We start from the raw sequence: 22,306 nt of genomic DNA, 5'->3' as shown, positions 1-22,306 counted from the left end.
AATCATTGCGTCACTACCCGAGGTTGAGTCCGACTCCCGGCCCCGGTGACCCGGTCGGCGGCCAGTCGGCCGGACACGATCGCGGTCGGGATGCCCACACCAGGAACGGTAGAGGAGCCGGCCAGCACCGCGTTGTCGATCCCGCGGATCGTGTTGGCCGGGCGGAACGGGCCGGTCTGGGCGAAGGTGTGCGACAGCGCGAACGGTGTGCCCGACGCCATGCCCTGCCGGGCCCAGTCCCGCGGCGTCACGACCCGCAGCAGCTCGGCGTCGTCCCCGAGGTGCGGCATGCGTTCTCTGACCGTGTCCAGCATGTGCGAGGTGTAGCCGTCCTGGTCGGCATCCCAATCCCGGTGGCCGACATCGGTGTTCGGCGCTGGCGCCAGCACGTAGAGCAGGTCGCGGCCGGGCGGTGCCACGCTGGGATCGCCGAGTGCGGGACGGGTGACCAGCAGCGACGGATCCGCCATCGGCCGGCCCTGGTCGATGATCTCGTCGAAGGTGCGTTCCCACGCGTCGCCGAACAGGATGGTGTGGTGTGACCCGTCGGTGTCCTGTGCGGGTGCGCGGGTGCCGAAGTGGGCGACGACGGCCGACGGCGCCGGGCGCAGGGGCACCATGCGGCGTGGGGTGCGGCCCAGGAGCCGGTAGGTGTCGGGCAGTTCCGTGGTGAGCACCACGGCGTCGGCCGGGATGCGCTCGCCGGTGACGGTGCGCACGGCGGTGACCCGCGAGCCGGATCGCTCAAGAGCCGAAACCGGTGCGTCGTAACGGAACTCGACGCCGGCGTCGGCGGCCGCGGCGGCCATCGCGTCGGGGAGGGCGCGCATGCCGCCGCGCGGGAAGTACACGCCCGACACGGTGTCCATGTAGGCGATCACCGCATAGGCGGCCAACGCCCGCTTCGGCGGCACACCGACGTAGAGCGCCTGGAAGGTGAAGACGCGCAGCAGCCTCTCGTCGCTGAGGAAGCGCCGGATCATCGGCTCCCAGCGGCGGAAGCCGCCGATGGCGGCCAGGCGCGCGAGCTGCGGGGTCACCAGCGACAGCGGCGAGTCGAAGTTCGCGTTGATGAAACCGTTGAACTCCAGCTCGTAGAGCTTGCTCAGCCACTGGCGCATCCGCGCGTACCCGGCGGCCTCCTCGGGTCCGGCGAAGCGTTCGATCTCGGCGCTCATCGCGGCCGCGTCGGTGTGGACGTCCAGGCTCGTACCGTCGGCGAAGGAGGCGCGGTAGGCGGGCAGCACCGGATCCAGATGCACGCGGTCCGAGGTCGTCTCACCGAGCGCCGCGAACGTCTCGTCGATGATGTCGGGCATGGTCAGCACGGTGGGCCCGGTGTCGAGCAGGTACCCGTTCACGTCGGCGCGGCCCATCCGGCCGCCCGGGTGGGGATCGCGTTCGACGACGGTGACCTGGCGGCCGCGTCCGGCCAGATGCATGGCGGCCGACAGTCCGGCCAGTCCGGCCCCGACGACGACGACGCGGTCGGTGGAACCCGGCACCGACCTCATCACGCCACCCGCTCGGTGCAGGCCGCGGCCATCGTGGCGAGCGCGTTGCGCGCCTCACCGTCGAAGTCTGCGGTGTCCAGACTGTCCAGGGCCCAGGTGAGCCTTCGTTCGATCAACTCTTCAATCCATTCGACGGCGCCGGTCTCGGCGATCAGGTTCTGCCAGTGGGTGATGTCCGCCGGGGTGAGGTGGCCCCCGGTCATCAGCGCGCCCAGGCGCCGACGTTGGGTGTCGTTGGCCAGCTGGTAGGACGCGGCCACCACGGACGTCGCTTTTCGGGCGGCGAGATCGTCGCCCGCGGGTTTGCCGGTGGTCTGGGGGGAGCCGAACACGCCCAGCAGGTCGTCGCGCATCTGGAAGGCTTCGCCGACCGCGCTGCCGTACCCGCCCAGCGCGCTGAGCTGGCGCTCGTCGCATCCGGCCAGCGCGGCACCGATCTCCAGCGGGCGTCGCACCGTGTAATTGCCGGACTTGCGGCGCGCGACGTCAAGGACGGCGTCCAGCGACGGGAACGCGGCCGTGTCGTTCACGAGGTCGGCGAACTGGCCGACGGCCAGCTCGGTGCGCATCGTGTCGTAGCGGGGCCAGGCGCGATCCAGTGCCGCCGCGTCCACTCCGCTCTCGCGCAGCATCTGCTCGGCCCACACCAGGCACAGGTCGGCCAGCAGCACCGCGGCGGACTCCCCGAACCGGGTCGACGATCCGGACAGTCCGTGGGCGTGGTGCCACCCGGCGAACGCCCGGTGCGCGGTGGGCCGCCCGCGGCGCATCGGGGATTCGTCCATCACGTCGTCCTGCATCAGCGCGAACGCGTGCAGGAACTCCAGGCTGGCCGCCGCCCGGATCGCCGCATCCGTGCCGTCGGCGCCGCACCGCCAGCCCACGTAGAGGAACGTCGAGCGGAGACACTTGCCGTCGGCGAGCAGCCCGCGCAGCACGTCCTCGGCCACGTCGACAGGTCCGCCGACCAGCGCGGCGGCGCACCGTGCGTCGACGAACTCGGTGATCGCGGCCAGTACGCGGTCACGGATGTCGGAGTGCCATCTCAGGTCGTGACGCGACGCGATGCCGGTGGCCGAAAACGTCGACGTCGCGTAACCGTTGACCGTCCGCATCTGACCACCGTCGGTTGAGGGTCGAGCACCGGGTGTCATCAGAGCGGGGAATTACCCAATAGCGTGACGTCTAAGCATCGGCGTTGTCGTGCGATCGGGTCCGTTCCAGGTGCCCGTCCACGGTGCCGACTCAACTCGCGCGCATCTCCCACCGACATGGAGATAGTGTTACCGCGTCAGTTGTGTAGCGCCACAGGACCGTTCGTGCGGCGCTGATCGGTCGTGACGTGCATTTGCCGTGGTCGGAGGCTTGCCGGCGGCCTGGTGGAATGCCGGAAACCGGTTATGACATATCTGTGACGGGTTACGTAGGGTCAGATGTGCACGACGTGGCGCGCACCTGCGGCTCGGGTAATTTCAGCGGTACGCGCCGGGAACGGGAGCGCCTGCTCCACAGCAGCAAAGGATGAGGTTTGGCGCATTATCTGCTTGCCGTAAGCCCACTCCGGGGGCACGTGATGCCTATGGTCGACGTCGGGGCCGGACTGCAGTCCCTCGGCCACGAGGTGACGATCCTGACCGCTGCGGAGTACGCCGACCTCGTCGAGGCCGCAGGGTTGCAGATGCTGTGCCTGCCCGACAGCGTGGTGATCGACCCGCCGGCCGCTGCGCCCGTTCTGATGCGCAGGATGCCCCCGGCGGTGCGGCGATTCTGGCTGGGCCGTGCCGAGCTCGACACCATCTTCGCCAGACCGCTTGCCGCAGAAGCGGACTCGCTGGCCTCGGCGCTGGCCGTCACGAGGTGTGACGCGGTGGTGGCCGACGTGACCTTCACCGGTGTGCTGCCGATGCTGCTGGCCGACGAGCCCCGTCCACCGGTGGTGGTGTGCGGGGTCGGGCCGCTGACCATCTCCAGCACCGACACGCCGCCGTTCGGGATGGCGTGGCAACCCGAGGCGGGGGTCGACTACACGCAGATGACCGCGGTCGCGCACCGGGTCATCATGCGCGCCAGCCAGCGACGGTTCGACCGCGCGCTGCGGCGGGCCGGCTGCGGCAGGTCGCCGGTCTTCATCAGCGACTGGCCTCGCCTCGCCGACGGCATCCTGCAGCTCTCGGTGCGGGACTTCGAATATCCCCGCAGCGACCTCCCCGCGACGGTCGAGTACGTCGGCCCGGTATTGCCGGACGGGACAGCCGGATTCGTGCCGCCTCCGTGGTGGGGGGAGATCGAGCGGGACGGGACGACGGTCGTGCACGTCACCCAGGGCACATTCGACAACACCGACCTCAACCAGCTGATCGGCCCGACCTTCGAAGCGCTCGAAGACCTCGACGATGTGCTCGTCGTCGCCACCACCGGCGGTCGCGCAGGCCAGCGGATCGCCGACCGCATCCCGTCCAATGTGCGTGTCGCGGAATGGATTCCGTACTCGGCGCTGCTTCCGAACGTCGATGTGATGATCACCAACGGGGGATACGGCGGCGTCCAGTACGCCCTCGGCCACGGTGTGCCGCTGATCGTCGCCGGCGAGACGTCCGACAAGGCGGAGGTCGCCGCGCGCGTGGCCTACACCGGCGTCGGGATAGACCTCGGCACCTCGTCACCGTCGGCCGCGGCGATCCGCGCCGCGGTGGACGCCGTCCGTCGCGACGACCGCTACCGGGAGGCCGCCGGGAAGCTGCGCACCGTCATCGAGGCGTCGACGCCGATCGACGCGATCGCAAGCGTCCTCAAGCGGTGCGCGGACGCCTGAGCGTCAGGCCTTGGCGATGACGTTCTCGGCGAACATCTCCAGATTGCGGATCTTCGTCTCCAACGGTTCGGTGTCCTGTCCTGTGATGTAGGGGATCCGGAAACCGACGATCACGTCGGTGACCCCCTTGTCCTCGAGACGCTTGATGCCGTCGAGGGAGTAGGCGTCCAGCGAGATCACGTGGATCTGGTAATCGTCTGCACCCGCCGTACCGGCCTCGTCGCGGAACCGGGTGAGCTTGGCCAGCAGCGCGTCGATTTCCTCCGGATCGCCGCCGCCGTGCATCCACCCGTCGTTGCGGGCCGCCCGGCGCAGTGCCGCGTCGGCGTGCCCGCCGATGAGGATGGGCACCGGCTTGGACGGCGCGGGCGTCATCTTCGTCTTCGGGATGTCGTAGAACTCGCCGTGGTACTCGAAGTAGTCGCCCGAAGTGAGGCCCCTGATGATGTCGATGCACTCGTCCATCCGCTTGCCGCGCCGGGCGAACGGGACGTTGAGCAATTCGTAGTCCTCCGGCCACGGGCTGGTGCCCACTCCCAGTCCGAGACGGTTGTCGAACAGCGCCGCCAGCGAACCGGCCTGCTTGGCGACCAGCGCCGGCGGCCGGATCGGCAACTTGAGCACGAAGTGGTTGAAGTGCAGCTTCGTCGTCACCGCGCACAGCGCTGCGGTCAGTACGAACGACTCGATGAACGCCTTGCCGTCGAGGAACTCACGGTTGCCGTCGGGGGTGTACGGATACTTCGAATCCGACTCGAACGGATAGGCGATGCTGTCCGGGATCGTCATCGCGTGATAGCCGGCGGCCTCGGCGGCCTTCGCCAGCGGGATGTAATACGTCGGATCGGTCATCGCTTCGGCAAAGGTGAATCGCACGTCGTCTCCTGCTCGTCGGTGACCGCATACTAGAACACGTTCTAGTATGCCCGCCACGGAATGCGCGCAACGAGGTGCGTGGAGTCCGTTCGCTGTCCGCCCGGCGACTGTTGGGGATGAGTGGGGCCGAACATCCTGTCTGCCAAGGCTATTCGGACTCGCTACATCGGCTGTCGGCGAACGTCGCCGTGGTGCGTGCCCTGCGGCCGAGGTGCCGGCGATGCGAACGGTCGTCGTCCGCGCGCGCCGGTGCGCACCGGGGGTGGATCATGATCGGCATGGGATCGCTTCTGTTGCGCGCCGGACTCACCGGCGTCGCGCTCTGGGTGGTGACGCTGCTGGTGCCCGGCATCGAGTTCGTCGGAGGGGAGTCGACCGCGGCGCGCATCGGCGTCATCTTCGTCGTCGCGGTGATCTTCGGCGTGGTCAACGCCGTCATCAAGCCGATCGTGCAGATCGTGTCGATTCCGCTCTACATCCTGACGCTCGGACTGTTCCACGTGGTGATCAACGCGTTCATGCTGTGGATCACGTCGTGGATCACCGAGCACACCACCCACTGGGGCCTCGCCATCGACGACTTCTGGTGGACGGCGATCTGGGCCGCCATCGTGCTCTCGGTCGTGAGTTGGCTTCTGTCGTTGATCGTCCAGGCAGACTGAGTGGCATGCCCGAGTTGCCCGAGGTCGAAGCGCTCGCCGACCACCTGCGCCGCCACGCCGTCGGTCTGACCGTCGGCCGGGTCGACGTCGCGTCCCTGTCGGTGCTCAAGACGTTCGATCCGCCGGTGTCCGCGCTCGTCGGCCGGGAGGTCACCGCCGCCAACCGGTGGGGCAAGTACCTCGGCCTGCAGGCCGGTGACCTGCACCTGATCACCCATCTGTCCCGGGCCGGGTGGTTGCGCTGGTCGGACAAGCTCGCCGCCGCGCCACTCAAGCCCGGCAAGGGGCCGATCGCGCTGCGGGTGCACCTCGGGACGCCCGGTGAGGCGCCCGGATACGACCTGACCGAGGCCGGAACCCAGAAACGCCTCGCGGTGTGGCTGGTCACCGATCCTCTGGCGGTGCCGCAGATCGCGTCGCTGGGGCCGGACGCGTTGTCGCTGACGCTGCCGGCGTTCACCGAGATGCTCTCGGGGGAGTCGGGCCGCATCAAGACCGTCATCACCGACCAGAAGGTCATCTCCGGCATCGGCAACGCCTACAGCGACGAGATCCTGCACGTCGCGAGGCTCTCTCCGTTCGCGACGGCCAACAAGCTCACCGAGGCGCAGCGCGCCGACCTGTACGACGCGATGATCACGGTGCTCACCGACGCGGTGACCCGGTCGGTCGGGCAGCAGGCCGCGACGCTGAAGGGCGAGAAACGGTCCGGGCTGCGCGTGCACGCCCGCACCGGGCTGCCGTGCCCGGTCTGCGGGGACACCGTGCGGGAGGTGTCGTTCGCCGACAAGTCGTTCCAGTACTGCGCGACGTGCCAGACGGGCGGCAAGGTGCTCGCCGACCGCAGGATGTCCCGGCTGCTGAAATGACCGCCCGCGGCGCCGAACGTGCATTCCAGCAGGTCCGCACCCGCACTTCGAGCGGCCGGAACGCAGTTTCGGCGATTTATCGAGAGTTGTCTAACTCGGTTATCCTTCCGGCATGACTCGGCAGAAGATCTTGATCACCGGCGCGAGCTCCGGGCTCGGCGCCGGGATGGCCCGGCAGTTCGCCGCCAAGGGACGCGACCTCGCGCTGTGCGCGCGCCGGCTCGACAACCTCGACGAACTGCGGACCCAGCTGCTGGCCGACTTCCCGAACATCAAGGTCGCCGTCGCGGCGCTCGATGTCAACGACCACGAGCAGGTGCCGAAGGTCTTCACCGAGCTCAGCGACGAACTCGGCGGCATCGACTGCGTGATCGTCAACGCCGGCATCGGCAAGGGGTATCCGCTGGGCGGCGGCAAGATGTGGGCCAACAAGGCCACCCTCGAGACCAACCTGGTCGCGGCGCTCGTGCAGATCGAGACCGCGCTGGAGATGTTCAAGGCAGCGGGCGCCGGACACCTGGTGCTCGTGTCGTCGGTGCTGGGCAACGTCGGTGTGCCCGGCTTCAAGGCGGCCTACTCGGCGAGCAAGGCCGGCGTGACCTCCCTCGGTGAATCGCTGCGGGCCGAGTACCCGTCCGGCCCGATCAAGATCACCGTGCTGGAGCCCGGCTACATCGAGTCCGAGATGACCGCGAAGTCGAACTCGACGATGCTGATGGTCGACAACGAGACCGGCGTCAAGGCGATGGTCGACGCGATCGAGAAGGAGAAGGGCCGCGCCGTGGTCCCGGGCTGGCCGTGGTGGCCTCTGGTCGAGGTGATGAAGGTCCTTCCGCCGAGGTTCACCAAGTATTTCGCCTGACCAGTAGGCAATCTCGCCGAACTGTCATCTCTCGCGGGCCGGGTTTCCTACCCTCGAGGGATGTCGGATCAGCTTGATCGACGACGCGCCGAACACGCCTTCCACTTCGACCGACACACGCCGCAGTATCGCGACCAGTTCCAGGCGGTCACGGCACAGATGCACGCGCGGTGCCCGCTGGCGTGGACCGACACCTACGGCGGTCACTGGGTGGCTGCCGGAAACCGCGCCGTGTTCGAACTCGCGCGGTGCCCGCACGTCTCCAACGACAACGACGTGACCGGCGAGCGCAAGGGCTACACAGGGATCAACATCCCCCGCGGGGACACGAGCGTGACCTTCCGTGGCGGCATGCTCGAGATGGACGATCCCGAGCACCGCGAATACCGCACGCCGCTGAACGGCTACCTGTCACCCGCGGCGGTGCAGCGCTGGGTGCCCGTGGTCGACGAGATCGTCAAGGCCTGCCTGGACGAGAAGATCGAAGACGGACGGATCGACTTCGTCGACGACCTGGCCAACATCGTCCCGGCAGTGCTGACCCTCGGCCTGCTCGGCGTGCCGTTGAAGGACTGGCAGATCTACTGCGAACCCGCGCACGCGTCGGTGTACACCCCGGCCGAATCGCCGGAATACCGCGAGGTCACCGAGCTGGCCGTGGCGTCGGCGATGGAGATGATGCGTCACGTCGCCGAGATCCGCGAGACGCCGCGCCCCGGCCTGATCGATGCGCTGGCCAGGATCAGGATCGACGGCGAACCCGCACCCGACATCGACATCCTGGGCATGCTCATGCTGCTGATCGGCGGGGGATTCGACACCACCACCGCGCTGACCGCGCACGCGCTGGAATGGCTCTCGCAGCACCCCGAGGAGCGCACTCGGCTCAGCCGCGACCGCGACACCCTGCTGAATCCGGCGACCGAGGAGTTCCTGCGGTACTTCACCCCGGCGCCCGGTGACGGTCGGACACTGGCGGCCGACGTCGAGGTCGACGGCGTGGTGCTCAAAGAGGGGGAGCGGCTGTGGCTGTCGTGGGCGATGGCCAACCGCGACCCTGAGCTGTTCGAACGGCCCGACGAGGTGCTGCTCGACCGGAAAGGCAACCGGCACTTCAGCTTCGGCGTCGGTGTGCACCGGTGTATCGGGTCGAACGTCGCACGGACGGTCTTCAAGTCGATGCTGACCGCGGTCCTCGACCGGATGCCCGATTTCCACTGTGACCCGGCCGGGGCGGTGCACTACGAGACGATCGGGGTGATCCAGGGCATGCGGCATCTGCCGGCCACCTTCACCCCGGGCCCGCGACTGGGGCCGGGGCTGGACGCGACACTGGAGAGGCTGCAGCGCATCTGCGACGAGCAGCGGCTCGCAGCCCCGATCACCGAACGCAGGGAAGCCGCCGTCCTCTAGGTATTTCGGTGTCGTTGGTCAATGTGGGATTGACGAACTACACCGAAATCGCAGAGACGGGTTGACACGGTGTTGGGTTTTCCCAACAATCGATTGGGTGAGTCCGGTACGACGCGGGGAAACCTTCCCCATCTACAACCGCATCGGTGTCCTGCGCGCCGAGCGCCAGATGACGAGGGCACGTCTCGCGGAACTGATCGACGTCAACCCGCAGACGGTCGGAGCACTCGAGCGGGGCGACCACTATCCCAGTCTCGACCTGGCGTTCCGCATCTGCTCGGTGTTCGACCTGCCTGTTGAAGCGGTGTTCTCGCGCACGCCCTTCACCCCGCTGTCGTCCGAGTTGTACCGAAAAGACCAATCGCAAGGAGGGACTGCCCATGTCTGAGGCCACCCTGATCGACAGATACCAGAGCTACCGTGCCCGCCGCTTCCTGAAGTACGAGCGCACCTATGCCCATTCTCTGCCATCCTGGCGCACCCAACGCAGGCGACGACTACTCGTGGTTGGCCTCGGGCTCACTTTCGCGGTGATGGCAGTGGTCAGCGTGTTGTGTGCCTCCGGAATTCGCTCAGCGGCGCTCGCCTGGCTGCCCGCCACGGCCCTCTTCTTCACGCTGTGGGTGATGCTGCAGATCGTGTCCGGCCGCCAGGGTGATGCGCCGCTGGCCATCCTCGACGAATACGAACTGGCACAACGCAACAGCGCGAGGTCGATCGGGCTGACGTTGACCCAGTATCTGATGCTGCTGCCGATCGGTTACCTGATTTTCGGGTCGGTTTTCACCGACGGTGGTACCGACACGGACATGGCCTACGCGGGTGGCCTGATGGCCATCACCGTGTTGCTGATCGGGGGTTGCGCGCCGGCGATGATCCTCGGCTGGACGCGCCCGGACCCCGAAGCCTGAGTCCGGCCCTCCGCTCGGCTCAGGCTGTTCGGCCTCGCTGCGCTCGGTACCGCCGCACGAGAGAATCTGTCGACGAATCCGACTGCTCCGCAGGAGATTCGGCGTCGGTGAGCACCGGCAGTAGTGCCTTGGCCTGGGTCTTGCCGAGCTCCACACCCCACTGGTCGAACGAGTCGATCCCCCAGATGACGCCTTCGACGAACACCTGATGCTCGTAGAGGGCGATCAGCTGGCCCACCACCGACGGCGTCAGCTTCGTCGCCAGGATGGAAGTGGTCGGCCGGTTGCCCGGCATCACCTTGTGCGGCACCACATCTGGAGAGGTTCCCTCAGCGGAGATTTCGTCGGCCGTCTTGCCGAACGCGAGGACCTGCGTCTGCGCGAAGAAGTTGCTCATCAGCAGGTCGTGCATGCTGCCGGTGCCGTCGGCGGTGGGCAGATCGTCGGTCGGCTCGCTGAAGCCGATGAAATCGGCGGGCACCAACCGGGTGCCCTGGTGCAGCAACTGGTAGAACGCGTGCTGGCCGTTGGTGCCCGGCTCGCCCCAGAAGATCTCGCCGGTGGCGGTGCTGACCGGAGTGCCGTCGGCCTGGACCGACTTGCCGTTGGACTCCATGGTCAGCTGCTGAAGATAGGCCGCAAACCGTGCCAGATCGTTCGAATACGGAAGAACCGCACGGGTTTCGGCGCCGAAGAAGTTGTTGTACCAGAGGCCGATCAGGCCCAGCAGCACCGGCGCGTTGGCCTCCAGCGGCGCGGTGCGGAAGTGCTCGTCGATCAGATGGAAGCCTGCGAGGAACTCCGCGAAACGCTCCCGGCCGATCACCGCCATCACCGACAGGCCGATCGCGGAGTCGACCGAGTACCGTCCGCCCACCCAGTCCCAGAAGCCGAACATGTTGTCGGTGTCGATGCCGAACTCGGCGACCAGCTTCGCGTTCGTCGACACCGCGACGAAGTGCTTCGACACCGCGTCCTCGCCGAGCGCCTCGATCAACCAGCGTCGCGCGGCCGTCGCGTTCGTCAGCGTCTCCAACGTGGAGAACGTCTTCGACGCGATGACGAAAAGCGTTGCGGCAGGGTCTAACCCGGCCAGCTTTGCGACCAGGTCGGCAGGGTCGACGTTCGAGACGAACCGAGCCGAGATGCCGGCGTCGGCGTAGTGGCGCAATGCCTGATCCACCATCACCGGACCGAGATCCGACCCGCCGATACCGATGTTGACCACCGTGGTGATGCGCTCTCCGGTGGCGCCGAGCCAGTCCCCGCTGCGCAGCCGATCGGTGAAATCGCCCATCCGGTCGAGCACCTCGTGCACGTCGGCGACGACATCCTGCCCGTCGACGGTCAGCGCCGCATCGCGCGGCAACCGCAGCGCGGTGTGCAGCACCGCGCGGTCCTCGGAGGTGTTGATGTGCTCGCCGGAGAACATCGCATCCCGCTTGGTCTCCAGCCCCGCGGCGTGCGCCACATCGACGAGCAGGTTCAGCGTCTCGGCGGTCACGCGATGCTTGCTGTAGTCGATGTAGAGATCGCCGACGGTCACGGCGAACTGCGAACCCCGCGCCGCGTCCTGATCGAACAGTTGACGCAGGTCCGTGTCGCCGATCTCGTCGTGGTGCCTCGCCAGCGCCTGCCACGCGGACGTCGCGGTGATGTCGGTTCCCATGTCCAGAACCCTAGTGCGATTGGGACGTCCGGGGTGGAACACTTGGGCCATGGACAACTCCGCTGTCGAAGCGCTGCTGGCGTCGGTTCCCACCGGGCTGTGGATCGGCGGTGAGGAGCGCGAGGGCACCTCGACGTTCGACGTCCTCGACCCCAGTGACGACACCGTGCTGACGTCGGTCGCCGACGCGACGGCCGACGACGCCCGGGCCGCGCTCGACGCCGCGTGCGCGGTGCAGGCCGAGTGGGCGGGTATCGCGCCGCGCAAGCGCGGGGAGATCCTGCGCTCGGTCTTCGAGACCATCACCGCCCGCGCCGACGACATCGCCGCGCTGATGACCCTGGAGATGGGCAAGGTGCTCGCCGAGAGCAAGGGCGAGGTGACCTACGGCGCCGAGTTCTTCCGGTGGTTCGCCGAGGAGGCCGTCCGCATCGACGGCCGCTACACCGCCGCACCGGCCGGGACCGGAAGGATCCTCGTCACCAAGCAGGCCGTCGGTCCCTGCTACGCGATCACGCCGTGGAACTTCCCACTGGCCATGGGCACCCGCAAGATGGGACCGGCGTTCGCGGCCGGCTGCACCATGATCGTCAAGCCCGCGCAGGAGACGCCGCTGACGATGCTCCTGCTCGCCAAGTTGATGGCCGAGGCCGGCCTGCCCAAGGGCGTGCTGTCGGTGCTGCCGACCACCAGCCCCGGCCCCGTCACCGAGACGCTGATCAACGACGGCCGGCTGCGCAAGCTCACGTTCACCGGCTCGACCGGGGTTGGCAAGGCACTGGTGAAGCAGTCGGCCGACAAGCTGCTGCGCACCTCGATGGAGCTCGGCGGCAACGCGCCGTTCGTGGTCTTCGACGACGCCGACGTCGACGCCGCGGTCGACGGCGCGATCCTGGCCAAAATGCGCAACGGCGGCGAGGCGTGCACGGCCGCCAACCGCATCCACGTCGCCAACGCGGTGCGTGAGGAGTTCACCGACAAGTTCGTCAAGCGGATGAGCGAGTTCACCCTCGGCAAGGGTCTCGACGAGTCCTCGACACTCGGCCCGCTGATCAACGCCAAGCAGGTCGCCACCGTCACCGAGCTGGTGTCCGACGCGGTGTCGCGCGGCGCCACCGTCGCCGTCGGCGGCGTCGCCCCGGGCGGACCCGGCAACTTCTATCCCGCGACCGTGCTGACCGACGTCCCCGCCGACGCCCGCATCTTCAAAGAGGAGGTGTTCGGTCCCGTCGCACCCATCGCGGGATTCGACACCGAAGAGGAAGGGATCGCCGCGGCCAACGACACCGAGTACGGGCTGGCCGCCTACGTCTACACGCAGTCGCTGGACCGGGCCCTGCGGGTCGCCGAGGGCATCGAGTCCGGGATGGTCGGCGTCAACCGCGGCGTGATCTCCGATGCCGCCGCGCCGTTCGGCGGGATCAAGGAGTCCGGCTTCGGCCGCGAGGGCGGCACCGAGGGCATCGAGGAGTACCTCGACACGAAGTACATCGCGCTCACGAAGTAGCGCACCTTCCGCCGCGAAGTAGGGCACCTCCCGCCGCAACTGGGGCATCTCCCGCCGCGAGCAGACGCAAACTCGCACGACGCGCCGGCGACGCGCCCGAGTATGCGACTGCTCGCGGGAGAAGCTCGCGGGAGGACGCGCGCGCCTCACAGATCGAGGGCGCACACGCCCATAGACTTCCTTGCTCGGAGAAGGCAAGGAGGGCCTCGTCAGGTGACAGCCGTGAGTGCGGCACCAGTTCGGGTGGGGCCGCGTCGGTATGTCGGCCCGGGGCAGTCGATTCCGGCGCTCGACGGTGTGCGGGCGATCGCCGTGGCGCTGGTGCTCGCCGACCACGGAGGCGTGCCGGGACTGTCCGGAGGCTTCCTCGGCGTCGACGTGTTCTTCGTCCTCAGCGGGTTCCTGATCACCTCGCTGCTGCTCGACGAGATCGGGCGCACCGGCCACATCGGACTCAAGGGTTTCTGGATCCGCCGTGCCCGCCGTCTGCTGCCCGCACTGGTGGTGATGGTGCTCGCGGTCGTCGCGGTCCGCGGCCTGTTCTCCGACGAGTCCGTCGCCACCCTGCGCGACGACGCGGTCGCGACGTTCTTCTGGATGTCCAACTGGATGTTCGTCGCGCAGAACACCGACTACTTCTCCCAGGGCGCACCGCCGTCGCCGCTGCAGCACACCTGGTCGCTCGCGGTCGAGGAGCAGTACTACGTCCTCTGGCCGCTGCTGATCGCCGCGGTGATCGCCGGCCTGACCGCGCTCGCGTACCGGCGCGGGGTGACGCTGTCGCAGCGCGCGGTGCGCACCGCGGTCTTTCTGCTCGCCACCGCCGGGATCGTCGCGTCGGCGTCGGCGACGGCGCTGATGAGTTCGGACGGCAATCTCAACCGGGTCTACTTCGGCACCGACACCCGGGTGCAGGCGTTGCTCGTCGGTGCGGCCGCCGCGGCCCTGCTCGTTCGCGACTGGCGTGGGTTGACGGCGGGCCTGGAGATCTTCCGGTCGCGCTGGGCGCGGTGGGTGGCGTGGACGTTGCCGGTCATCGGATTGGTGGTGCTGTTCCTGGCCGCGCGGATCGCCACCGGCAGCGCCGAGGAGTTCCGCAGCGGACTGTTGATCGTGGTCGCACTCGCCGCGGTTCTGGTCATCGCCCCTGTCGCCCTGGCCCAGGACGGCCCCGTCGCGCGGCTGCTGTCGGTGTGGCCGCTCGTCGGACTGGGCGCGATCTCCTACGGCGTGTACCTGTGGCACTGGCCGATCTTCCTGATCCTCAACGGGGAACGCACCGGGGCGTCGGGGTGGCAGTTGTTCGCGCTGCGCTGTGCCGCCACGGTCGCGGTGGCCGCGGTGTCGTGGTGGCTGATCGAACAGCCGATCCGCGAGTGGCGGCCGGCGTTCGTGCCGATGCTGCCGCTGGCCGGGGCGACCGCGGCGACGGCGGCGGTGCTGACGATGACCGTGCTGCCCGTGCGGGTGGTGCCGCCGACACCCGAGCCCGGACCGCTGGTCGACATCGCGGCGCTGGTCGGACCCGAGGTCCCGGTGGAGGTGACGCGCACGCCGACGCCGGCGGCTCCGGGGGATCTGCGGGTCGCGGTGTTCGGCGACTCGATCGCGTGGACGATGATGCGCTATCTGCCCGAGACGCCGGGGGTCGACTTCGCCGACTTCACCACGATCGGCTGCGGCATCGCGCGCGGCGGCCCGTACGAATACGTCGGCCAGGAACTGCAGCAGAAGCCGGAGTGCGACGAATGGCCCGCCCGGTGGGCGCAGCGCATCGGACACGAGAAGCCGGACGTGGTGCTGTTGATGGTCGGACGGTGGGAGGTCGTCGACCGGATGAGCGAGGGCAGATGGACCCACATCGGCGAGCCGGGCTACGACGGGTATCTGCGCAGCGAGCTCAACCGGGCACTGGACATCCTCGGCTCGACCGGCGCGCGCCTCGTCGTCGCCACCGAGCCGTACAACCGTCGGGCGGAGAAGGCCGACGGCAGCCTCTACCCGGAGGACCAGCCCGATCGCGTCGAGCGATGGAACACGATGCTGCGTGAGGTCGTCGACGAGCGGCCCAATGCCACGGTCCTGGACCTCAACGGGAAACTCAGCCCCAACGGCTACTACCAGACCAGGGTCAACGGCCTGAAGGTGCGCAGCGACGGGGTGCACCCGACGCCCGAAGCGGTCGAGTGGCTGACGCCGTGGCTGGTCGAGGCGGTCACGACCCGGTGATTCGGGTGTAGTTGGTCACGCTGACGTTGACGAACTACACCGAAATCGCAGGGGGGGCGGAGGCTCAGTGGCCGAGGCGGCCGCGGCCCAGGCGCAGCAGCAGCATCGCGAGGTTCTTGCCCTCTTCGCCGAGGACGCTGTAGCGCTCGATCACCTTCATCTCGCGGCTATGCACGAGGCGGGTGCCGCCGGAGGCCATCCGGGCCTTGCCGATCATCTGGGAGACCTCGGTGCGGCGCTTCACGGCCTCGAGGATCTCGGCGTCGAGCCGGTCGATCTCCTGGCGCAGATCGTCGATGTCAGGCAACTGGGTGGTTTCCATCCCTGAATGCGTCGTGGTCATGTCGTGGTCTCCGGTTCTCGTTGGGTGAAGGCCCGGTCCGTGTCGATTCGGGCCTCACACAAGAGACGAGCCCCGGATCCGGTAGCGGACCGCGGGGCTGAGGGGAAGCAGCTAGACCACGGGCACCGCAGGCCGGTACCCGTAGAAAAATCGCCACTGCGCAGTGAGCACGTAGTGAGTGTGCCACTAGCAGATGAGGCAGCGCAAAGTGCGCGACAGGGGCGGACGTGTCTGTCGGCAGCGGTAAGTTTGGGTGCGACATGACTGCGCACGTAACTCTGCCCGAGGCCACCCCGATGGCCGGCGATGATCTCCTCGAAGGCCTCAACCCGCAGCAGCGTCAGGCTGTCCTTCACGAGGGGACACCGCTGCTGATCGTGGCCGGCGCCGGCTCCGGCAAGACGGCGGTGCTGACCCGGCGCATCGCCTACCTTCTGGCGGCCCGCGACGTCGGGGTCGGGCAGGTCCTGGCGATCACCTTCACCAACAAGGCCGCCGCCGAGATGCGGGAACGCGTGGTCGGGTTGGTGGGTCCGCGGGCCCGCAACATGTGGGTGTCGACTTTCCACTCGACGTGTGTGCGGATCCTGCGCAACCAGGCGTCGCTGCTGCCCGGGCTGAACTCGAACTTCTCCATCTACGACGCCGACGACTCGCGCCGTCTGCTGTTGATGATCGGCAAGGACATGGGCCTGGACACCAAACGGCATTCGCCGCGGCTGCTGGCCAACTCCATCTCCAACCTGAAGAACGAGCTGATCGGCCCCGAGCAGGCCGCGGCGGAGGCAAGCGAGGCCGCCGACGACCTGGCGCGCATCGTCGCCGACGTGTACGGCGAGTACCAGCGCAGGTTGCGTGCGGCCAACGCGCTGGACTTCGATGACCTCATCGGTGAGACAGTCGCTGTGCTGCAAGCCTTTCCACAGATCGCCCAGTACTACCGGCGCCGGTTCCGGCACATCCTCGTCGACGAGTACCAGGACACCAACCACGCCCAGTACGTGCTGGTCCGTGAGCTCGTCGGCACTGAAACGGTCGATGGGGTCGCGCCCGCCGAGCTGTGCGTGGTCGGTGACGCCGACCAGTCGATCTACGCGTTCCGGGGCGCGACGATCCGCAACATCGAGGATTTCGAACGCGACTTCCCGAGCGCCACAACGATTCTGCTGGAACAGAACTACCGCTCGACGCAGACCATCCTGAACGCCGCGAACTCCGTGATCGCCCGCAACGCCGGCCGGCGGGAGAAGCGGCTGTGGACCGATGCCGGCGAGGGCGAGCTGATCGTCGGCTACGTCGCCGACAACGAACACGACGAGGCGCGCTTCATCGCCCAGGAGATCGACGCGCTGTCGGACTCCATCCCGGATTTCTCCTACAACGACGTGGCGGTGTTCTATCGCACCAACAACTCGTCGCGCGCGATCGAGGAAGTCTTCATCAGGGCCGGGATCCCGTACAAGGTGGTCGGCGGAGTCCGCTTCTACGAGCGCAGGGAGATCCGCGACATCGTCGCCTACCTGCGGGTGCTCGACAACCCCGGTGATGCGGTCAGCATGCGGCGCATCCTGAACACGCCGCGCCGCGGCATCGGGGACCGCGCCGAGGCGTGCGTGGCGGTGCACGCCGAGAACACCGGCCTGAATTTCAACGACGCGCTCGTCGCGGCCGCCGAGGGCAACGTGCCGATGCTCAACACCCGCTCGGAGAAGGCGATCGCCGGCTTCGTGGCGCTGCTCGACGACCTGCGTGGCGGTCTCGACGGGGAACTCGGCGACCTGGTCGAGGCCGTGCTGGACCGCACCGGCTACCGCGCCGAACTCGAGGCCTCCAGCGATCCGCAGGACCTGGCCCGCCTCGACAATCTCAACGAATTGGTCAGCGTCGCACACGAATTCAGCACCGATCTGGCCAATGCCCGCGCGCTGGCCGAGGGAGACGAGGACGCGCAGGACGAGGACGTCCCCGACACCGGCGTGCTCGCCGCGTTCCTGGAGCGGGTGTCGCTGGTCGCCGACGCCGACGACATCCCCGAGCACGGATCGGGTGTGGTGACGATGATGACGCTGCACACCGCCAAGGGGCTGGAGTTCCCGCTGGTGTTCGTGACGGGCTGGGAGGACGGCATGTTCCCGCACATGCGTGCCCTCGGCGATCCGCTCGAACTGTCCGAGGAACGCCGGCTGGCCTACGTCGGGATCACCCGGGCCCGTCAGCGCCTGTATCTGAGCCGGGCGAAGGTGCGGTCGTCGTGGGGGCAGCCGATGCTCAACCCCGAATCGCGGTTCCTGCGCGAGATCCCGCAGGAACTCATCGACTGGCGCCGCACCGAGGCTCCGGCGTCGTCGTTCTCGGCCCCGGTCGGCAATGCGGGCCGCTACGGCACGCCCAGGCCGTCCCCGACGCGTCCGGCGGCGGGCAAGCGGCCGCTGATCGTGCTGGAGCCGGGTGACCGCGTCACCCACGACAAGTACGGGCTGGGCCGGGTCGAGGAAGTTTCGGGTGCGGGGGAGTCGGCGATGTCACTGATCGATTTCGGCAGCGCCGGGCGGGTGAAGCTGATGCACAATCACGCGCCGATCAGCAAGCTCTAGTCCGCCCGGCTCCACCGCGCGGTCCCCGGCAGGGCGGCCAGGGCGATGGCGGCCGCGGGAAACAGCGGCAGCGCGTAGACCGGGCCGGGCAGTGCGGCGCCGGCGACGAACAGGCCGGCGAAGATCAGGAGTGCGATCACCGCACCGACGACGATCAGCAGGCGCGCCGTCCGGCGCCGCAGCAGCAGCGCGATCACGCCGCTGATGGACGCTGCGGCCGACACCGCGGCGAGGAACCCCATCGCGACGCAGAAGAGAGGGTCGGTCGCCCACCAGCCGGTGATCAGATCGGTGGCGATGACGCCCGTGGCCCAGCCCGCCACGATGCTGGCCACCGTGGTGGCGATCGCCGACGTCGGGTCGGCCGGTGGCGGGCCGGGAACCGGCCCGGGGTGGCGCACAGCCTGGGTGACGGGTTCTGAGAGGGCCGGCAGGGCGCCGGTGGGGTGACGGCGCAGGATCGTCGTCTGCGGCTCGGCGGCGGCGTCGCGGGAGCCGGTGTTCATCCCGGTGTTCAGGGGAGCGCGGCGGATGATCCTGGTGCTGGTGTCCTCGTCGCGGTCCGACGGGGGAACCTGTGCGGGTTCACCCGGCTCGGGGGCAGTGCTGGACGTCGAAGGTGGGTCGCTGGCCACTCAGCCAACGTAGCCGCCGGGGGAGAGCCCCCGCTTGGCCAGCCAGCCGGTCGGGTCGACACGGTCGGTGCCGTTGAGATGCACCTCGAAGTGCAGGTGCGGACCCGTCGAGTTTCCGGTGTTGCCCATCCTGGCGATCTGATCGCCCGCCATCACCCGCTCGCCGACGCTGACCAGCAGCGAACTGTTGTGGCCGTAGAGGGTCACGGTGCCGTCGGCGTGGCGGAGCTTGACCGCGTTGCCGTACCCGCCCTCGGCGCCCGAGGAGATGACGATGCCGTCCGCGGCGGCCAGCACGGGCGTACCGATCGCGTTGGCGATGTCGATGCCGGCGTGCAGCACACCCCAGCGGTAGCCGAAGCCCGACGTCCACACCCCGGTCGTCGGCATCACGAACTGCGGCTTGGTCAGCCGTGCCTCGCGCTCGGCGCGTTCCTGGGCGAACGCGGCCGCCTTGGTGATCTCTTCGGCGTGCACGGTCGAATTGGAGGCCGGGGCGACCGACACGATCTGCATGCCGTCGACCGAACCGGTGATGACGGTGCCGTCGCCGAGCGTGGTGGAGTCGGAGGCGAGCACGGTCTCCGCCGGGGCGGCGGGCACGTTCTTGGTCATCGTGTACGCGCCGGCGGCGGTAGCTCCGACGGCCATCGCGGCGACGACGAGGCGGCCCTTGACCGGCACCTCCGTCTTGCGGTGCTGGCCTTTGTGGGCGCGCATGTCGATGACGTCAGTCTTTGCTGAGCCGTCGCTCACATCGGTGTGGCTGTCGCGGTAGGCGCGGGTCGAGGCGCGTCGCGCGGCCGTCGGCTCGGCTCGGAACTCGGCGGGGACGGCCAGACGCAGCGGCGTCAGATCGTCGGTGTCGTGGCAGTCGTCGAGTTCGGGGGCGTCGATCACTTCCGCGTCGCGACCAAAAGCCGCGTCCCGCAGGAACTCCAGGTCGTCGATGTCGCCGAGCGCCCCGAATTCGTCGAAAGGGATGATGTCGGTGACTTCAGAGAGCCCGGGCGTCGTGAGGGCCGCGCGAGAGCGAGGCAGACGATGCTGAGGCAAGCTGAAAAGTCCTTAACGTTCGAAGAGTCGTCGTGATCAGACCGTTACTAAGACCAGTGGACGTTAACCAAAATCCAATGCGCGTGGCAACCCGAGACCTTATTCCAATCCCGAATGTGACTTGAATCACGAGTGGGGCTGCGGTGAGATCGACCACATGACCGGGATGCGATGACAACGGTCAGCACGGGTGTCGATACAGTCACGCAGAGCCCGTCGGGCCTACCTCTAGCCGTTTACAGACAGGGAAGTTCCAAGAGTCTATGGACCTCTTCGAGTATCAGGCGAAAGAGCTCTTCGCCAAGCACAACGTTCCCACCACGCCCGGCCGCGTCACCGACTCTGCCGAGGACGCGAAGGCCATCGCCACCGAGATCGGCAAGCCCGTCATGGTCAAGGCGCAGGTCAAGGTCGGCGGCCGTGGCAAGGCCGGTGGCGTGAAGTACGCCGCCACCCCGGACGACGCGTTCACCCACGCACAGAACATCCTGGGCCTCGACATCAAGGGCCACGTCGTCAAGAAGCTGCTCGTCGCCGAGGCCAGCGACATCGCCGAGGAGTACTACATCTCCTTCCTGCTCGACCGCTCCAACCGCACCTACCTGGCCATGTGCTCGGTCGAGGGCGGCATGGAGATCGAAGAGGTCGCCGCGACCAAGCCCGACCGCCTCGCCAAGGTGCCCGTCAACGCCGTCAAGGGTGTCGACCTCGCCTTCGCCCGGGAGATCGCCGAGAAGGGCCACCTGCCCGCCGAGGTGCTCGACGCGGCGGCCGTGACGATCCAGAAGCTCTGGGAGGTGTTCACGAAGGAGGACGCCACCCTGGTCGAGGTGAACCCGCTCGTGCGTACGCCGGACGACCAGATCCTGGCGCTGGACGGCAAGGTCACCCTGGACGCGAACGCGGACTTCCGCCAGGAGGGCCACAAGGAGTTCGAGGACAAGGACGCCACGGATCCGCTGGAACTCAAGGCCAAGGAGAACGACCTCAACTACGTCAAGCTCGACGGTGAGGTCGGCATCATCGGCAACGGCGCGGGCCTGGTCATGTCGACCCTCGACGTGGTCGCCTACGCCGGTGAGAAGCACGGCGGCGTGAAGCCGGCCAACTTCCTCGACATCGGTGGTGGCGCGTCGGCCGAGGTGATGGCCAACGGGCTCGACGTGATCCTGAACGACAGCCAGGTCAAGAGCGTGTTCGTCAACGTCTTCGGTGGCATCACGTCCTGCGACGCGGTCGCCAACGGCATCGTCAAGGCGCTGGAGATCCTCGGCGACGAGGCCAACAAGCCTCTGGTCGTCCGCCTCGACGGCAACAACGTCGACGAGGGCCGTCGCATCCTTGCCGAGGCCAACCACCCGTTGGTCGTGCAGGCAGAAACCATGGACTCCGGGGCCGACAAGGCCGCCGAGCTGGCCAACAAGTAAGGGAGCCAACAACTATGTCTATCTTCCTGAACAAGGACAGCAAGGTCATCGTCCAGGGCATCACCGGCGGCGAGGGCACCAAGCACACCAAGCTGATGCTCAAGGCCGGCACCCAGATCGTCGGCGGCGTGAACGCGCGCAAGGCGGGCACTGAGGTCACGCACCAGGATAAGGATGGCAAAGACGTCAATTTGCCGGTGTTCGGCAGCGTCGCGGAGGCAATGAAGGAGACCGGCGCCGACGTGTCGATCGCCTTCGTGCCGCCGGCGTTCTCGAAGGACGCGATCATCGAGGCGATCGACGCCGAGATCCCGCTGCTGGTCGTCATCACCGAGGGAATCCCGGTGCAGGACACCGCCTATGCGTGGGCCTATAACGTCGAGAAGGGCGAGAAGACCCGCATCATCGGGCCGAACTGCCCCGGCATCATCACCCCCGGCGAGTCGTTGGTCGGCATCACGCCGAACAACATCACCGGCAAGGGTCCGATCGGTCTGGTGTCGAAGTCCGGCACGCTGACCTACCAGATGATGTACGAGCTGCGCGATCTCGGCTTCTCGACCGCCATCGGCATCGGCGGCGACCCGGTCATCGGCACCACCCACATCGACGCGATCGAGGCGTTCGAGAAGGATCCCGAGACCAAGCTGATCGTGATGATCGGCGAGATCGGTGGCGACGCCGAGGAGAAGGCCGCGGACTACATCAAGGCCAACGTCACCAAGCCGGTCGTCGGCTACGTTGCCGGCTTCACCGCCCCGAGGGCAAGACGATGGGCCACGCCGGCGCCATCGTGTCCGACGGTGCGGGCACCGCCGCCGGTAAGCAGGAGGCCCTCGAGGCCGCCGGGGTCAAGGTCGGCAAGACGCCGTCGGAGACCGCCGCCAAGGCCCGGGAACTGCTGCAGAACCTGTAGGGGTCCCGCAC

At 68.0% G+C, this 22,306-nt stretch carries 18 protein-coding genes and 1 pseudogene; 12 read left to right on the top strand and 7 right to left on the bottom strand.

What is annotated here, in order from left to right; all coding sequences use genetic code 11:
- Positions 1-2: 2 nt before the first annotated feature.
- Both crtI and DYE23_RS22665 read right to left on the bottom strand, forming a co-directional pair.
- On the bottom strand, positions 3-1,514 hold the full coding sequence (crtI, locus tag DYE23_RS22670; protein ID WP_115328234.1) for a phytoene desaturase family protein: 1,512 nt from the start codon (positions 1,512-1,514) through the stop codon (positions 3-5).
- On the bottom strand, positions 1,514-2,629 hold the full coding sequence (locus DYE23_RS22665) for a polyprenyl synthetase family protein (protein WP_115328233.1): 1,116 nt from the start codon (positions 2,627-2,629) through the stop codon (positions 1,514-1,516). Before DYE23_RS22665 ends, crtI begins: the two co-directional genes overlap by 1 nt.
- Positions 2,630-3,093: 464 nt before the next feature.
- Between DYE23_RS22665 and DYE23_RS22660 the strand changes: the two genes are divergently transcribed.
- Positions 3,094-4,326 carry a glycosyltransferase gene (locus DYE23_RS22660; RefSeq protein WP_235660478.1) on the top strand — a complete coding sequence of 411 codons (1,233 nt, stop codon included), beginning with the start codon at positions 3,094-3,096 and terminating at the stop codon, positions 4,324-4,326.
- Between the two features lie 3 nt (positions 4,327-4,329).
- Here the strand turns inward: DYE23_RS22660 and DYE23_RS22655 are convergent, their stop codons facing one another.
- Positions 4,330-5,202: an LLM class flavin-dependent oxidoreductase gene (locus tag DYE23_RS22655; protein WP_115328231.1), complete on the bottom strand. Its 873-nt coding sequence runs from the start codon at positions 5,200-5,202 to the stop codon at positions 4,330-4,332.
- 278 nt (positions 5,203-5,480) lie between these two features.
- On the opposite strand from DYE23_RS22655, the gene DYE23_RS22650 reads away from it, so the two are divergent.
- The 6 genes from DYE23_RS22650 (at position 5,481) to DYE23_RS22625 (ending at position 9,919) form a co-directional block, all read left to right on the top strand.
- Positions 5,481-5,864 carry a phage holin family protein gene (locus DYE23_RS22650; protein WP_013470929.1) on the top strand — a complete coding sequence of 128 codons (384 nt, stop codon included), beginning with the start codon at positions 5,481-5,483 and terminating at the stop codon, positions 5,862-5,864.
- A gap of 5 nt (positions 5,865-5,869) precedes the next feature.
- Positions 5,870-6,733 (top strand): Fpg/Nei family DNA glycosylase, encoded by an 864-nt coding sequence (locus tag DYE23_RS22645; RefSeq protein WP_099961933.1) that lies wholly within the window; start codon positions 5,870-5,872, stop codon positions 6,731-6,733.
- A 112-nt stretch (positions 6,734-6,845) separates the two neighbouring features.
- On the top strand, positions 6,846-7,595 hold the full coding sequence (locus tag DYE23_RS22640) for an SDR family oxidoreductase (protein WP_115328230.1): 750 nt from the start codon (positions 6,846-6,848) through the stop codon (positions 7,593-7,595).
- Positions 7,596-7,655: 60 nt separating this feature from the next.
- Positions 7,656-9,008 carry a cytochrome P450 gene (locus tag DYE23_RS22635; RefSeq protein ID WP_115328229.1) on the top strand — a complete coding sequence of 451 codons (1,353 nt, stop codon included), beginning with the start codon at positions 7,656-7,658 and terminating at the stop codon, positions 9,006-9,008.
- A gap of 97 nt (positions 9,009-9,105) precedes the next feature.
- The gene (locus DYE23_RS22630) at positions 9,106-9,396 is read left to right on the top strand and encodes a helix-turn-helix transcriptional regulator (protein WP_115328228.1); all 291 of its coding nucleotides are present in this window, start codon (positions 9,106-9,108) and stop codon (positions 9,394-9,396) included.
- Positions 9,389-9,919, top strand: a complete 531-nt coding sequence (locus tag DYE23_RS22625) for a hypothetical protein (protein ID WP_115328227.1) — start codon at positions 9,389-9,391, stop codon at positions 9,917-9,919. Before DYE23_RS22630 ends, DYE23_RS22625 begins: the two co-directional genes overlap by 8 nt.
- 19 nt (positions 9,920-9,938) lie before the next feature.
- On the opposite strand, the gene pgi is transcribed toward DYE23_RS22625, so the two are convergent.
- The gene (gene pgi, locus DYE23_RS22620) at positions 9,939-11,588 is read right to left on the bottom strand and encodes a glucose-6-phosphate isomerase (protein ID WP_115328226.1); all 1,650 of its coding nucleotides are present in this window, start codon (positions 11,586-11,588) and stop codon (positions 9,939-9,941) included.
- A gap of 49 nt (positions 11,589-11,637) precedes the next feature.
- On the opposite strand from pgi, the gene DYE23_RS22615 reads away from it, so the two are divergent.
- Together DYE23_RS22615 and DYE23_RS22610 are read left to right on the top strand one after the other, a co-directional pair.
- A complete protein-coding gene (locus tag DYE23_RS22615) occupies positions 11,638-13,095 on the top strand; it encodes an NAD-dependent succinate-semialdehyde dehydrogenase (RefSeq protein WP_115328225.1) in 1,458 nt (485 codons plus the stop codon).
- A gap of 213 nt (positions 13,096-13,308) precedes the next feature.
- Positions 13,309-15,324 (top strand): acyltransferase family protein, encoded by a 2,016-nt coding sequence (locus tag DYE23_RS22610; RefSeq protein WP_115328224.1) that lies wholly within the window; start codon positions 13,309-13,311, stop codon positions 15,322-15,324.
- Between the two features lie 64 nt (positions 15,325-15,388).
- Here DYE23_RS22610 and DYE23_RS22605 read toward each other — a convergent pair whose 3' ends face one another.
- Positions 15,389-15,667 (bottom strand): chorismate mutase, encoded by a 279-nt coding sequence (locus DYE23_RS22605; protein WP_011892751.1) that lies wholly within the window; start codon positions 15,665-15,667, stop codon positions 15,389-15,391.
- Between the two features lie 260 nt (positions 15,668-15,927).
- Here DYE23_RS22605 and DYE23_RS22595 point away from each other — a divergent pair, with 260 nt between their 5' ends.
- Entirely contained in the window at positions 15,928-18,261 is a 2,334-nt protein-coding gene (locus tag DYE23_RS22595) for a UvrD-helicase domain-containing protein (protein WP_115328223.1), read from the top strand.
- Here the strand turns inward: DYE23_RS22595 and DYE23_RS22590 are convergent.
- Both DYE23_RS22590 and DYE23_RS22585 read right to left on the bottom strand, forming a co-directional pair.
- Positions 18,258-18,896, bottom strand: coding sequence for a hypothetical protein (locus tag DYE23_RS22590; protein WP_115328222.1), 639 nt, complete (start codon positions 18,894-18,896; stop codon positions 18,258-18,260). The two genes, DYE23_RS22595 and DYE23_RS22590, sit on opposite strands and share 4 nt — an antisense overlap.
- Positions 18,897-19,952, bottom strand: a complete 1,056-nt coding sequence (locus DYE23_RS22585) for a M23 family metallopeptidase (protein WP_115328221.1) — start codon at positions 19,950-19,952, stop codon at positions 18,897-18,899. It abuts the gene before it with no gap.
- Between the two features lie 263 nt (positions 19,953-20,215).
- On the opposite strand from DYE23_RS22585, the gene sucC reads away from it, so the two are divergent.
- Together sucC and sucD are read left to right on the top strand one after the other, a co-directional pair.
- A complete protein-coding gene (gene sucC / locus DYE23_RS22580; RefSeq protein ID WP_011892756.1) occupies positions 20,216-21,379 on the top strand; it encodes an ADP-forming succinate--CoA ligase subunit beta in 1,164 nt (387 codons plus the stop codon).
- A gap of 14 nt (positions 21,380-21,393) precedes the next feature.
- Positions 21,394-22,295 (top strand): annotated as a pseudogene (gene sucD / locus DYE23_RS22575) (succinate--CoA ligase subunit alpha).
- Positions 22,296-22,306: the final 11 nt, after the last annotated feature.

Source organism: Mycolicibacterium gilvum (assembly GCF_900454025.1).
Taxonomy (GTDB): domain Bacteria; phylum Actinomycetota; class Actinomycetes; order Mycobacteriales; family Mycobacteriaceae; genus Mycobacterium; species Mycobacterium gilvum.
This window is presented reverse-complemented; position numbering and strand designations above follow the sequence as displayed.

What these genes read in the sequence shown, in the direction of transcription:
- crtI (WP_115328234.1), bottom strand. Translation starts at nt 1,514, where the DNA reads ATGAGGTCGGTGCCGGGTTCCACCGACCGCGTCGTCGTCGTCGGGGCC.
- DYE23_RS22625 (WP_115328227.1), top strand. Translation starts at nt 9,389, where the DNA reads ATGTCTGAGGCCACCCTGATCGACAGATACCAGAGCTACCGTGCCCGC.
- DYE23_RS22595 (WP_115328223.1), top strand. Translation starts at nt 15,928, where the DNA reads ATGACTGCGCACGTAACTCTGCCCGAGGCCACCCCGATGGCCGGCGAT.
- DYE23_RS22615 (WP_115328225.1), top strand. Translation starts at nt 11,638, where the DNA reads ATGGACAACTCCGCTGTCGAAGCGCTGCTGGCGTCGGTTCCCACCGGG.
- DYE23_RS22635 (WP_115328229.1), top strand. Translation starts at nt 7,656, where the DNA reads ATGTCGGATCAGCTTGATCGACGACGCGCCGAACACGCCTTCCACTTC.
- pgi (WP_115328226.1), bottom strand. Translation starts at nt 11,588, where the DNA reads ATGGGAACCGACATCACCGCGACGTCCGCGTGGCAGGCGCTGGCGAGG.
- DYE23_RS22650 (WP_013470929.1), top strand. Translation starts at nt 5,481, where the DNA reads ATGGGATCGCTTCTGTTGCGCGCCGGACTCACCGGCGTCGCGCTCTGG.
- sucC (WP_011892756.1), top strand. Translation starts at nt 20,216, where the DNA reads ATGGACCTCTTCGAGTATCAGGCGAAAGAGCTCTTCGCCAAGCACAAC.
- DYE23_RS22660 (WP_235660478.1), top strand. Translation starts at nt 3,094, where the DNA reads ATGGTCGACGTCGGGGCCGGACTGCAGTCCCTCGGCCACGAGGTGACG.
- DYE23_RS22640 (WP_115328230.1), top strand. Translation starts at nt 6,846, where the DNA reads ATGACTCGGCAGAAGATCTTGATCACCGGCGCGAGCTCCGGGCTCGGC.
- DYE23_RS22645 (WP_099961933.1), top strand. Translation starts at nt 5,870, where the DNA reads ATGCCCGAGTTGCCCGAGGTCGAAGCGCTCGCCGACCACCTGCGCCGC.
- DYE23_RS22605 (WP_011892751.1), bottom strand. Translation starts at nt 15,667, where the DNA reads ATGACCACGACGCATTCAGGGATGGAAACCACCCAGTTGCCTGACATC.
- DYE23_RS22665 (WP_115328233.1), bottom strand. Translation starts at nt 2,629, where the DNA reads ATGCGGACGGTCAACGGTTACGCGACGTCGACGTTTTCGGCCACCGGC.